This window comes from Verrucomicrobiota bacterium, from assembly GCA_039027815.1.
GTDB lineage: Bacteria > Verrucomicrobiota > Verrucomicrobiia > Verrucomicrobiales > JBCCJK01 > JBCCJK01.
On the sequence record JBCCJK010000053.1, the window covers coordinates 1 to 12,113 of the forward strand.

Below are 12,113 nucleotides of genomic sequence, written 5' to 3' on the forward strand. Positions count from 1 at the left end.
AAAGTACAAATTATAAATAATACTTTTTTCCCTAACAGGACACTAGAAGCGGTCTCATAAATAGGACGATTTCTATTCATGGAGACCGCTTTTTGAAACTGCCTCGTATTGGTGGATTGGTGGCCCGCGACGTCCCCGGCGCGGTGGGGGGAGACTTTTGTTCTGGGTGCAGCTGATCCCAAGTGATAGGCAGCCGGAAAGGCCTTGGGTAGGTGACTGGTTTACGAATTAGCTCATCGCACCCACCGCGCCGGGGACGTCGCGGGCCACCGGGGAACGCTTGCTACTGTAGTTTTCGGGGGGCTTCTGCTAGGATGGTCTTCGCGATATCCCATTGGTTCTCTGCCCTATTCATCGATGACTCCTATACACCTCACAAATTATACCAACCTCCAGAATACACTGGTAGAATGGAGGGAAGGAGGTGTGGGGAAGAGGCGGGAAAACAGGGAGAAAGATCGCCCCTTGCGCCTCGCCTCGCGTGGTCTAACCTTTCCTTCTTGAAGTTCGTCCTGGCAGCTTTCCTCACCTTCTCGCTCGCGATGCCCTTTGGCAGTGCGGCCGAGCTGCTGCGCTCTTTGGAAGAGGTGGAAAAACCGACCTCTTGCTGTGAGCAGTCCCAAGAGGAGGCACCCCGCTGTCCGATGAGTGGGGAAGAGGGGGGCATGTGCTGTGGCTGTTGCGATGCGATGGCGAGAGAGCCCTGGACCAACTTGACCACCGAGATGGTCTTCTCGGTCGACTCCTTACCGGAGTCTGTTTTTTCCGGCCAGACCTCTGTCCGGCCCACGCCGTCGCCACCACCACGAGCCTGAGCGCACGCTTCGTGATGGGGAAGCCCCGTGCTTCCGATACCTGATTGTTTCACTTCAATCCTGATGACGGATTATGAAAAAATTATTGATTCTTCTTTCGAGCGTCGCTCTCGGCGCCGCCACCCCGGTCGGGGCGGTGGACTGCTGTTCGTGTGACTGCTCCAAGGGCTGCGTCTGCATCGACTGCGGCGGAAGCTGCTGCGAGTGAGCGACGGCTCCTTTGCCCCTTCCTGACAGCGCCCGCTGGCGACTTCTCTCCGGCGGGCGCTTTTTTTGAGGCAAGAGTGCCCCTGGTGTTGGCAGAGGCCACTCTGGGAAGCGAACCCTTTATCCGGTGGCTTGGTCCAGGGCGAGCGCGGCCGCGCCGATGACGCCCGCCTGATTTCCCAAGGCGGCCGGGACGATTTCCAGGTTTTCCCGGAAGGGCTCGGCCAGCTGCGCTTTCAGCCGTTTGCGCAAGGGGGTGAAGAGGACCTTCCCGGCGGCGGCCACCCCACCACCGATCACGATCTTTGGCAGGTTCAGGAGCCAGCAAGCGTGGGCCAGGCAGCAGGCCAAGTGCTCCGCGTAGTAGTCCCAGGCGTGCAGGGCGAGCGCCTCCCCGGCGCGGGCGGCGGCGGCCAGGTGCTTGGGTTCGCATTCCTCCAGGGTCCGTTGCTGGCCGGCGGCCCGGTAGAGCTGTTGGGCGTAAGCGGTGAATTCGCGATTGCCGATGTATTCTTCGACCGCGCCCGTATTGCCGTAGGTGCCGGCTTTGCCGTGGAAGTCGACCGAGGTCTGGCCGAGCTCGCCCGCGCCTCCGTTCGCTCCCGCGAAGAGTTTTCCGCCCAGGATGAGCCCCGCGCCCACGCCCGTGCCTAGGGTCACGCCCATGAGGTCGGCCACCCCTTGACCCGCGCCGTGTTTCCATTCGCCATAGGCCATGAGGTTGGCGTCGTTGGCGATGGCGACTTGGCGCCCCGTCCGCTTTTCGAGAATCTCTCGCAGCGGGACGGATTGCCAGCCGGGGACATTGGTGAGGGTGTGGACGATGCCTTGCTCGTGATCGACGAATCCCGGCACGCCCACGCCCAGGGTGTCCACGGGCTCGGTCTCGGGGCAGATGTCACTGATTTGTTCGACGATGCCATCGAGGAGCGCTTCCGGCCCGGCGAAGTCGGCGGTCGGAAGTCGATCCAATTCGCGCTCGACCTGCGGGCCGCGGCAGAGGGCGAATTTCACGGAGGTACCGCCGAGGTCGATGCCAAGAGAGAGGGGGAGAGAGTCAGTCATGTCAGGTTGAGCGTGGCGATCCGGCGGATGCCTTCAAGGGTCAGGTCCGGCAGAATACGATCCATTTCGGGAAGTTGGGGCTCCAGCAAGCGGGCGTAGCCTCCGGTGGCCAGAAGGGGGCAGGGTTGGCGGAGGCCGAGTTCGTTCTGAATTTCCCGCACGATTTCCCGAATGAGGCCCCGGTAGCCGAAGACGGCTCCCGAGCAGATGGCTTCTTCGGTGCTTTTGCCGATGGCGCGGGAGGGGCTTTGGAGTTCCACCTGCGGGAGGAGGGCGGTGCGTTCATGGAGGTAGTCCGTCATGAGGTCAAGGCCCGGGGCGATGACGCCGCCCACGTAGGCGGGGCGCGCGTCCAAGATGTCAAAGGTGACCGCGGTCCCGAAGTCGATGGCGATGCAGGGGGCGCCCTCCTCTTGGTGAGCGGCCTCCGCGTTGGCCAGGCGATCGGCCCCAATCCGAGCGGGCTCCGGGTAGTCGATGGCGATTTGCAGCTCGCTCTGGTGGCTCACAAAATGAAGTGGGTAGGCGCCAAAGGCCTCCCAGAAAGCGGAGCGCTGGGCGGGGACGACGGAGGCGATGGCGACGGCCGCGAAGTCCCAGCCCTCGACCGCGCGCTCGAGGGCGGCGGGGCTCACTTCCCGGGTCGGCAGGCGGGCGCGGGGGCGGCGGTGCAGTTGTTGGCAGTCGCCCAAGGCCAGCTTGGTGCGGGTGTTGCTGTGGTCGATCAGGAGAAAGTCCGCGCTCATGGGCTTGTCCAGTCCGGGTGGGGGAAACGGTGGCGCAGCTCTTTCTGCTCGGCCGGCAGGCTGGAGAGCGGCGGCAGGCCGGCCTTCTTGACCAGGAGGCGCTCTTCCAAAAAGGCGAGATGGAGTTCCAGGCCCAATTCTTCGGTGCTCAACCAGTAGGCGAGGGAGGTGCGAGCGCGTTCGCCTGCGGCCAAGCGGGGCGGAGGCTGGTAGCTAGGAAGGTGGGTCAGCTGGTAGAGGGGAAAGGTTTGGCCGCTGGGGCCGAGCAGGCGGAGCTGCGGGGGGCCGAGGGTGGTGGCCTGCGAGGAGGGGTTGGTGGCGGCGACTTCCAGGTTCAGGATGAAGTTTCCAAAGTCCCGCTGGAGGGTGAGGTCCTCGATCGAGAAGCTGCCGGAGGCGTTGCTGACATAGCTCTGTCGGCTCTGCCAGACTTGGTAGAGGACGGCGGCCAGCCCCCCCAGCAGGAGCAGGGAAAGCAGGATTCGAAGAGGACGAGACATGGGAAAGCTTCCTACCGGGTGACGCGGGGAGTGGCAAGAGTGGGTTCCCGGGCGGCTCCGAATTTAGGGCTTGTGCTCCGTGAGCGAGTTTGATGCAATAAAGAAGAGGGCCAGATCGCTCCGGTCGTTCGCCTACAGCGCTCTTTTGTCATGCCTTTCACTCTCCTGCTCGCTAGTACTGGTTCCGGTGGGGGGTTTCTGTCCCAGACGCTGGCGGGGCACCCGGAGGTGGAGGCGCTGCCCTTTCTTTTCCACCCCGAGCGGGAGGATCGACCCGAAGAGGCGTTTTGGGACTATTGCAATCGGCGCTTTCTGGAGGAGGGCCTCAAGCTGCCGGGGGCCCTGCCCCTTTTGACGAAGGCCTACTTTGCCGAGGAGGTGGTGCAGCGAACCACCGCCCGGGGCTGCGTCATTCTGCCGGTCTTGGCGCAGGATTTGTATTTGGCGGATGGGCCGCAACCGGCGCCGGGCAGCCACCCAGAGCTTTTGCAGTTCGCGGCCAGTTTGGGCGGGCGGTTCATCCACCTCATCCGAGAAAATTTGCTGGCCCTGCAAGCTTCGCGCATCCGCCGCGAGCTTCTCAATCGCAAGGTTCCGATGACTCGCCACGCGCCCGTGGAGGTGCCTTGTGCCACCCTGCTGGATGACTTGCGGCGGATCGATTTCGAGCAGCAGGAGATGCGGCGCTTCCTGAACCAATACCCGCAGAGCTTTTCCCTTTCCTATGAGGCCTTTTACCGTCCCGACCACGATCAAGGGATCTGTCCCAGCACGGTGCGGAAGCTGCTCGATTTCCTCGAAGTGTCCCGCGAGGCGGCGCTCTCCCCAGAGGAGAGCAAACGCAGCAGCACCCTCTTGCGGCGCTCCATTTCAAATTACTCGGAGGTCGAGGCCACGCTGGGAGACACCCGCTACCGGTTCTTTCTCGACCCGAGTTGAAACCCGCTTCCCAGCGCTCGAAAAGAGGCCCTTGGGTGGTCGCTAGACCTGGACGTAGGCGAGGGAGCTGACCGTGCGGTCGATGTCGTCCGAGCCTTCCAGGAGTTCTCCGATGGCGTCCCACTTCCCATGGATGAGCGCGCCGCGGGCCGTTTCCGGCATTTCCACGGAGATCGATTGATCGCCAAAGTGGACGCGTTTGTGGGTGACGTCGATCGTGATGGGCGTTTCGGGATCGATCTCGATTTCAGCCCGAATTTGGGCGATTTGCTCGGCGCTCGCGATGACGCAAGGAATCCCCAGGGTGGTGCAGTTTCCAAAGAAGATTTCGGCGAAGCTCTCGGCGATGAGCGCGCGGAAGCCGTAGCGGTAGAGCGCCTGCGGGGCGTGTTCCCGAGAGGAGCCGCAGCCAAAATTGATGCCGGCCAGGAGGATGGAGGCTTCGGCGTGCCGAGGCTCGTTGAGCGGATGGGCCTTGTCCGTGCCGTCTCCGGTTTTGCGGACATCATAGAAGAGGTATTCGCCCAGCCCATCGAAGGTGACACACTTCATGAAGCGCGCTGGGATGATGCGGTCGGTGTCGATGTCCGATCCGGGGATGAAGACCCCGGTGCCGGAGACTTGGGTGATGCGTTCGAGGGCCATGAGTGCCGGAGGGAAGAAGTCTTAAGGCAGGCGGCGGAGCTGGTAGCCTTTTTCTTGGAGGAGTCGGAGCAGGCCGGTTTCCCCGTAGTAATGGGCCGCGCCGACGGCGAAGAAGTATTGGCGCTTTTCGGGCTTTTGCAGGAGGGCGTCGATGCGCTCGGCCATCAGCCGATTCCGCTTGTCCAGGAGCGCGGTTTCGAAGCGTTGGGAAAGCTCACTCTCGCCATCGCTCCACTCCTCCATGGTTTTCTGGAGGGCGTCGAGGTCGCCCGCGAGGTAGACCTGCGTGAGGGTTTCCAAGGGGTTGGTGCCTTTGGCGCGGGCTTCGTCGATCTGATCGAGGGTCATTTCGAGCATCTCGATTTGCTCGTCCATGGTGAGGCCTCCAAAGATGGCGAGCTGCTCGGCCACCGTTTCCAGGCCTTGGGCTTCCTTCTCTCGGGCCAGGGCGCGGTAGAAAATCTTGGCATCGAGCGCTTGTTTGCCGGGATTCTTCAACTGGGCTTCCAACATGGGGAGGGAAGCCGCCAGGGCCCAAGGCCGCATGCGGTCGAGCGGTCCCACCAAGCCCAGGCCGGGGCTGATGCGTCCCAGTTCGGCGCTCAGCCGGGTTTGGGTCTCTTCGGGCAGGAGTTGGCTGAGACGTTGGTTACCAGGCAACATCATTCCCAACATGGCCTGGGTTTGGGTGGCCATGTCCATGGCGATTTCGGTGTAGACCGCGTCCGCGCTGTCGAAAGCCTCCTCAATCGCGGGGTGGAGCGCGAGCACCCGGGGGTCGGTGATGTGGATGGTGCCGAAGAGATAGGAGGGAGACTGGCCCTCAATTTCCCAGAGAAAGGGTTTTTGAATGCCTTGCTGTTCCCCCGCTTCTTCCGCCGAGAGGGAGGCGGCCAGGAGGGCGGTCAGGAGGAGGGAGAGGGGGGCCGAGAGGGCCAAAGGGGAGCGATTCATGGCGGCTTAGGCGACAGCCACTTCGCGGCTGATCTCGAAGACTTCCCGCGCGTCCGCGATGGCTCCTTCCACGGCGGCCGCCGCCACCATGACCGGGCTCATGAGGATGGTGCGGCCAATCGGGCTGCCTTGGCGACCCTTGAAATTTCGATTCGAGGAGGAGGCGCAGAGCTGGTCTTGAATGAGCTTGTCCGGATTCATGGCCAGGCACATGGAGCACCCGGCGCCCCGCCATTCGAAGCCGGCCGTTTCGAAGATTTTGTCGAGGCCTTCTTGCTGGCATTGGTGAGCCACAATTTGGGAGCCGGGGACGGCGATGGCCGTCACGCCCTCGGCTACCTTCCGTCCTTGGAGGTATTGGGCCACTTCGCGGAAATCGCTCAAGCGCCCGTTGGTGCAGGAGCCGAGGAAGGCCACGTCGATCTTGGTGCCGGCGATCGGTTGGCCGGCCTCCAGCTTCATGTAGTCGAGGGCATCGCTCCAGGCGGCGCGGTCTGTCTCGGTCGCGGCGTCGGCCGGGTCGGGAATGGTTTCATCCACGAAGAGCCCATGGTCCGGGCTGATGCCCCAGGTGACCGAGGGTGCGATGTCTTCGGCTCGGAAGGTCACGATGTCGTCGTATTCCGCATCCGGGTCGGAGGCGAAGCTTTCCCAGTCGGCCACCCGGCGGGCCCATTCCGCTTCGTCTTGGGGGACGTAGTTGCGGCCTTTCAGGAAGTCGTAGGTCTTTTGATCGGGATTGACGTAGCCGCAGCGGGCCCCCCCTTCGATGGCCATGTTGCAGACGGTCATCCGCTCCTCCATGGTGAAGTGGTCGAAGACACTCCCCCCGTATTCGTAGGCGTAGCCGAGTCCGCCCTTGGCCCCGAGCTTTTTGATAAGGAAGAGGACCACGTCTTTGGCGTAGACGCCCGGTGGCAGCGTGCCTTCGACATTGACGCGGCGGACCTTGAGCTTGCTCATGGCCAGGGTTTGGGTGGCGAGGACGTCGCGCACTTGGGTGGTCCCGATGCCAAAGGCGATCGCCCCGAAGGCGCCGTGGGTGGCGGTGTGGGAGTCCCCGCAGGCAATGGTGGAGCCTGGCTGGGTGATGCCCTGTTCCGGGCCCACGATGTGGACGATGCCTTGTTTGCCGGAGGCGAGATTGAAGTAGGTGATGCCGAATTCGTCCGCGTTTTTCTGCAGCTCGGTGATCATGGCATCGGCCAAGGGATCGGCGAAGGGCTGCTCCCGCTGATCGGTCGGCACGATGTGATCGACGGTCGCGAAAGTCCGGTGGGGATAGCGCACTTTCAGGCCGAGATCCCGGAGCATCCCGAAAGCTTGGGGACTGGTGACTTCGTGGATGAGGTGGGTCCCGATCAGGAGCTGGGTTTGTCCATTGGCAAGCGTGCGCACGGTGTGCGCTGCCCAGACTTTTTCATAAAGTGTCTTGCCCATGATTGGAAACCCGTCTTGCGGGCGGAAAAGTTAGCCTAGAAAGCGCAAATGGTAAACCTTGGGATTGTCGCTCGATTTCCCGCAGCCTTTGGCACGGGAATTCCTGCGAAACTACCTGAGCCTGCTTGCGTTGCGACGAGGCAGGTCTATTTCAAAAAAGATCATCTCTGCTTATGGATTCACTCTCCTCCATCCTCACCTACGGTTTCTTCAAGTCCACCGGACTTCTCTTGTTGGGCTATCTCTGGAAAATCGCTCTCGGGATCGCCATCATTTGGGTCGGTTTCCGCCTCGTTAAATTCTTCCATCCCAAGGCCGGGGCCCTCATGGCCAAGAAAAAGATCGACCCCACGCTGGCCAATTTCATCAACAGTGTGGCGGCGGGGGCGGCCCGCATTTTTGTGGTCATCATCGGTCTCTCGGTGGTGGCGCCCACTGTGAACGCCCAGATCGCGGCTTTGGTGGCGGGCGCGGGCTTGGCGGTGGGCTTGGCGCTTTCGGGCAATCTGGGGAACTTCGCCGGGGGGGTGGTGATGCTTTTCTTGCGACCGTTCAAAAAGGGCGATGTCATCAAAGCCCAAGGCGAAGTCGGGATTGTGGACCAGATCGGGATCTTCCACACGGTCCTCATGACCTTCGACAACACCAAGATCTTCGTGCCCAACGGAGCCCTGTCCAACGGCACCATCCAGAACATGACGAGTGAGACACTGCGCCGCTGCGATTTCACGTTCGGCATCGCTTACAAGGACAATATCGATCACGCCCGGCAGCTCATCTGGGACATCATCGATGCCGATGAGCGGGCCATCCGGGATATGGAGGGCAAGGACCCTTTCGTGGCCGTGACCGAACTCGGAGATAGCTCGGTCAATTTCTCAGTCCGGGTCTGGACGAAGGCTTCCGATCTCTGGCCTTTCCGGTTCGACACGCTCGAGAAGGTCAAAAAATCCTTCGATGCCAACGGCGTCAGCATTCCCTTCCCGCAGAGCGAGGTCCATCTCCACCACCTCAGCTCCCCGGGGCAGTGAGGGTCCGAGGAGGCCTGCTCGATTTTTCGCAAGAAAGCCCGCTGGAAACAGCGGGCTTTTTCGGGCCGGCGTATCAGAGACCATGTTCCCTGCCACCCGACTTGCGGCCCTCGAGCGGCTCGACCAGTTTCTCGAGACCGGTTCCCGCTATGCCAAAGAGCGCAATTTCGTCCGCCCCGGGCATGAGTCGGTCTCGCGCCTTTCGCCGGCCATCCGCCACGGCCTGCTGACCACGGACGAGGCCTCCCGCGCGGCGCTGGATCGCTACGCTTTCTCCACCGTCGAGAAATTCGTGCAGGAGCTTTGGTGGCGGACCTACTGGAAGGGGTGGCTCGAGATGCGGCCCCAGGTCTGGCGCCAATGGACTCAACAGGCCCAAGCCCTGCGGACCGAGCGGAGTGAGCTGGTGGAGCGGGCCGAGCAGGGCGAGACGGGGGTCGCCATCATGGACCATTTCGCCCGCGAGCTGCGAGCGACCGGCTACCTCCACAATCACGCCCGGATGTGGTATGCGGCCTTTTGGGTGCACGAACTGAAGCTGCCCTGGGAGGCCGGGGCCGATTTCTTCTTCCGGGAACTCTTGGATGGGGATTCCGCCAGCAACACGCTTTCCTGGCGTTGGGTGGCCGGGCGGCAAACCCCGGGCAAAAGCTACCTCGCCCGCCGCAGCAATCTGGAAAAATACCTGGACCCCAAGCTGCTGGCGGCCCACCGGGCGGGTCTCGAGCGGCTGGAGCAGCCCCAAGCTCTCGATCCCGGGGAGGTCACGCGGATTCCTGCCAACCTCAAGGCGCTGGCCGCCCCGGCTGCCTTGCCGGAGGGCCCGCTCACTCTTTGGGTGCACGAGGAAGACCTCAGCCCGGAAACGATTCCAGGGGAGTGGGCGGAGCGAGTGGAGAGGGTTCTCCTGGCCCCCGCTCGCAGTGCCTGGGACCAATTCGATTTTTCGGAACGCAAGTGCCAGTGGCTGGAAGCAGCCTTGACCGACGCCCAGGAACGCCTTTGCGAGCGTTTTCCGGGCCGGGTGGAGCGCTTGGCCGACTTGGCGGAGGTAAGCTGGGATTCGAGGACGGTGGCGGCCTATCCCGACCAGGGGGTGGTCCGGGACGCGCTGGCCGAGGGAGCGCGTCCGCACTGGCTTTTCCGGGAGGCGCAGGTGGATCTCTACCCGCAGGCCAAGGGCGGCTTCTTCGGTTTCTGGAAGAAGCTGGCTGCGAGATGGCAGGCGGGGGAGCTCTTTCTCCGGTGAGAGGAGTTTATACCAACCTCCAGAATTCACTGGTAGAATGGAGGGAAGGAGGTGTGGGGAAGAGGCGCTGAAGCGCGTGGAAGGGAGAGCCGGAGTCTTTCGAGCCAGCCCAGCGTTGCTCCTCGGTTACGGTGCCTGCACCGCGCCCTCGTCGCGCCTTGATCTGGCCCGAAATCCACTCTGCCATTCTACCAGCCAATTCTGCAGCTTGGTATTAGGGAGAGGGGGTGTTTTTGCGGGCTTTCCAGAGCTGTTTGGTGAGGGCGTCGTCCGCGGCGGCCGTTTCCGCTTGTTTCTTGCTTCCGCCTTGGCCGATCCCGAGCCGGGTTCCTTCCCAGTAGACTTCTGCCTGGAAGGTCTTTGCGTGATCCGGGCCGTCCTCGGCGATGATTTCGTAGGTGGGTCCGATGTGGCCGATGCCTTGGAGAATTTCCTGGAGCTCCCCTTTGGGATTCACGTCCATGGGTTCTTCTGAGATGCGCTCCAGCATGGGGCTGCACGAGACGATCACGAAGTGTCGGGCGTTCTCGAGCCCGCCGTCCAGGTAGATGGCGCCCACGAGCGATTCAAAGGCATCCGCCAAGGTGGAGGCCCGGGCGCGACCGCCATTGGCCTCTTCCCCGCGGCCCAGCAGGAGGTAGGAGCCCAGTTGCAAGTCCTCGGCGTTCGAGGCGAGGGCGTCTTTGGAGACCAGGAGGGCGCGCAGTTTGGTGAGTTCTCCCTCGGCGAAGTGAGGAAAGAGGCGGAAGAGTTGCTCGGTCAGCACCAGTTGCAGCACTGCGTCTCCCAAGAATTCCAATCGCTGGTTGTCGAAATGCGGCTTGCGCGTTTCGTAAGCAAGGCTGGGATGCGTCAGTGCCTCCGCAAGGAGGAGGGAATTGCGGAATTTGTAGCCGATGCGCCGCTCGATGGGAGCGAGGGCTTTGCCGGTTCCGCGATTCCCTCCTCCCGATGAGGAAGGGTCTGGCATGGATATGAACTTCACGCCGTAACACATTCAGACAGAAGGGGCAAGCTCTCCCTTTTCAAATAATACCAACCGACCGGATAAACTGGTAGAACGGTAGTTTAGAAGGAGTGTGGGAAAGGCGCTGACGCGCAGATGAGAGAGGCCCGGTGCCTTTCGCATCAGTCCGGCGTTGCTCCCCGCTTGTGGTGCCCGCACCACGCCCTCGTCGTGCCTTGGTCTGATCCGAAATTCACGCGGCCGTTCTACCACTTTATCCGGCAGCTTGGTATTAGCCCTCGGGCCCGGGCTGCGCCTTGTCTCCGGGAGCTTTCCCGCTACTCTGGGGGATGTTGCGGTTTTACCAAGGGGGCGCGGCCGACGGCTGGGTCGAGGAGTCGGGCGGCGAGCCAGCGCTGGAGCAGGCCATTTGGATCGATCTCTTGCAGCCAACTCCGGCCGAGCGAGCCGCGGTCGAGACCTTTCTGGGGCTGGCCCTGCCTTCGCGCGATGAGATGCGGGACATCGAGGAGAGCGCCCGCTTTTACCTGGAAGGCGGCGCGCGCTTCATGACCACCAACGTCATGACGAAGCTGGAAACCGACGAGCCGGAGGTGCAGGAGATCACCTTTGTGCTCTCAGCCAAGCACCTGGTGACCTTGCGCTACCAGGACCTACGGCCATTCCAGCGGCTGATCCGGCGCTACCAACGCCTGGCACCCAAGCGGAACTCCGGAGACGTCCTGCTCGATCTCTACGGACAGATTGTGGAACGCCAAGCGGAGGTCTTGGAACGAATCGGCCGGGAGCTGGATGAGCTTTCCCGTCTCATTTTTTCGGAGCCTTCCAAACGGGCCAAGAAGAGGCAGAATTTGGAGGGCGCGCTGTCTTCTCTCGGGCGCAAGGGCAACCTGATCAGCCGGGAGAGGGAGTCGCTCGAAAGCCTCCAACGAAGCGCCTCCTTCGCGCGGCAGAATGTCTCGGGAGAGGGCGATGGGCTGCGCTTGGAGAAGCGACTCAAGCCAGCCGAGCGCGATCTTCTTTCGGTCATCGACCACACGAACTTCCTCAGCTCGAAAGTCAGCTTCATGCTCAATGCCACGCTCGGCCTCATCAGCATGGAGCAGAACGCCATTGTGAAAATTTTCACGATCGCCTCCGTGGCCTTCCTCCCGCCCACGCTCATCGCCAGCATCTACGGAATGAATTTTTCCCAGATGCCGGAGCTGTCCCAGCCTTGGGCTTACCCGGTGGCCCTTGGACTGATGGTGATCACGCTCCTTTTGCCCCTCTGGTATTTCAAGCGGCGGGGGTGGATTTGACCCCGCCGGAGGCGGGGGGGGTTCGGGTTTCGGGATGGGGCGCTCCAGCTTGGTCTCGAAAGTTCTGCCTGAACCCTGAACCCCGAAACCTCTCTTCAACTCATACCAAGCTGGAGAATTGGCTGGTAGAATGGCCGAGTGGATTTCGGGCCAGACCAAGGCGCGACGAGGGCGCGGTGCAGGCACCGTAACCGAGGAGCAACGCAGGGCTGGCTCGAAAGACACCGGCTCTCCCTTCCCCGCGCTTCAGCGCC

The 12,113-nt window shown here is 62.4% G+C and carries 12 protein-coding genes; 5 read left to right on the forward strand and 7 right to left on the reverse strand.

What is annotated here, in order from left to right; all coding sequences use genetic code 11:
• The first annotated feature begins 500 nt into the window (after nucleotides 1-500).
• A complete protein-coding gene (locus AAF555_11330; protein MEM6912156.1) occupies nucleotides 501-815 on the forward strand; it encodes a hypothetical protein in 315 nt (104 codons plus the stop codon).
• 327 nt (nucleotides 816-1,142) lie between these two features.
• Here AAF555_11330 and AAF555_11335 read toward each other — a convergent pair whose 3' ends face one another.
• From AAF555_11335 to AAF555_11345, 3 genes are read right to left on the reverse strand one after another with little or no spacing between them, the layout of a single operon-like run.
• The gene (locus AAF555_11335; protein MEM6912157.1) at nucleotides 1,143-2,087 is read right to left on the reverse strand and encodes an ROK family protein; all 945 of its coding nucleotides are present in this window, start codon (nucleotides 2,085-2,087) and stop codon (nucleotides 1,143-1,145) included.
• Nucleotides 2,084-2,833: a type III pantothenate kinase gene (locus AAF555_11340; protein ID MEM6912158.1), complete on the reverse strand. Its 750-nt coding sequence runs from the start codon at nucleotides 2,831-2,833 to the stop codon at nucleotides 2,084-2,086. Before AAF555_11340 ends, AAF555_11335 begins: the two co-directional genes overlap by 4 nt.
• A complete protein-coding gene (locus AAF555_11345; protein ID MEM6912159.1) occupies nucleotides 2,830-3,333 on the reverse strand; it encodes a hypothetical protein in 504 nt (167 codons plus the stop codon). The genes AAF555_11340 and AAF555_11345 overlap by 4 nt, the downstream gene beginning before the upstream one ends.
• A gap of 150 nt (nucleotides 3,334-3,483) precedes the next feature.
• Between AAF555_11345 and AAF555_11350 the strand changes: the two genes are divergently transcribed.
• Complete coding sequence (locus AAF555_11350) at nucleotides 3,484-4,272, forward strand: hypothetical protein (protein ID MEM6912160.1); 789 nt, start codon at nucleotides 3,484-3,486, stop codon at nucleotides 4,270-4,272.
• A 42-nt stretch (nucleotides 4,273-4,314) separates the two neighbouring features.
• Here AAF555_11350 and leuD read toward each other — a convergent pair whose 3' ends face one another.
• Genes leuD through leuC form a run of 3 tightly spaced genes read right to left on the reverse strand, consistent with a single transcriptional unit; the run spans nucleotide 4,315 to nucleotide 7,311 of the window.
• Entirely contained in the window at nucleotides 4,315-4,917 is a 603-nt protein-coding gene (gene leuD / locus AAF555_11355; protein MEM6912161.1) for a 3-isopropylmalate dehydratase small subunit, read from the reverse strand.
• Nucleotides 4,918-4,938: 21 nt separating this feature from the next.
• Nucleotides 4,939-5,871 (reverse strand): TraB/GumN family protein, encoded by a 933-nt coding sequence (locus AAF555_11360; protein MEM6912162.1) that lies wholly within the window; start codon nucleotides 5,869-5,871, stop codon nucleotides 4,939-4,941.
• 6 nt (nucleotides 5,872-5,877) lie between these two features.
• Nucleotides 5,878-7,311, reverse strand: coding sequence for a 3-isopropylmalate dehydratase large subunit (gene leuC / locus AAF555_11365; protein MEM6912163.1), 1,434 nt, complete (start codon nucleotides 7,309-7,311; stop codon nucleotides 5,878-5,880).
• Between the two features lie 173 nt (nucleotides 7,312-7,484).
• Between leuC and AAF555_11370 the strand changes: the two genes are divergently transcribed.
• Both AAF555_11370 and AAF555_11375 read left to right on the forward strand, forming a co-directional pair.
• Entirely contained in the window at nucleotides 7,485-8,342 is an 858-nt protein-coding gene (locus tag AAF555_11370) for a mechanosensitive ion channel domain-containing protein (GenBank protein ID MEM6912164.1), read from the forward strand.
• Between the two features lie 82 nt (nucleotides 8,343-8,424).
• The gene (locus tag AAF555_11375; protein MEM6912165.1) at nucleotides 8,425-9,591 is read left to right on the forward strand and encodes an FAD-binding domain-containing protein; all 1,167 of its coding nucleotides are present in this window, start codon (nucleotides 8,425-8,427) and stop codon (nucleotides 9,589-9,591) included.
• Between the two features lie 214 nt (nucleotides 9,592-9,805).
• On the opposite strand, the gene rnc is transcribed toward AAF555_11375, so the two are convergent.
• The gene (rnc, locus tag AAF555_11380) at nucleotides 9,806-10,561 is read right to left on the reverse strand and encodes a ribonuclease III (GenBank protein MEM6912166.1); all 756 of its coding nucleotides are present in this window, start codon (nucleotides 10,559-10,561) and stop codon (nucleotides 9,806-9,808) included.
• 326 nt (nucleotides 10,562-10,887) lie between these two features.
• Between rnc and AAF555_11385 the strand changes: the two genes are divergently transcribed.
• Complete coding sequence (locus AAF555_11385) at nucleotides 10,888-11,859, forward strand: magnesium transporter CorA family protein (protein MEM6912167.1); 972 nt, start codon at nucleotides 10,888-10,890, stop codon at nucleotides 11,857-11,859.
• Nucleotides 11,860-12,113 lie beyond the last annotated feature (254 nt).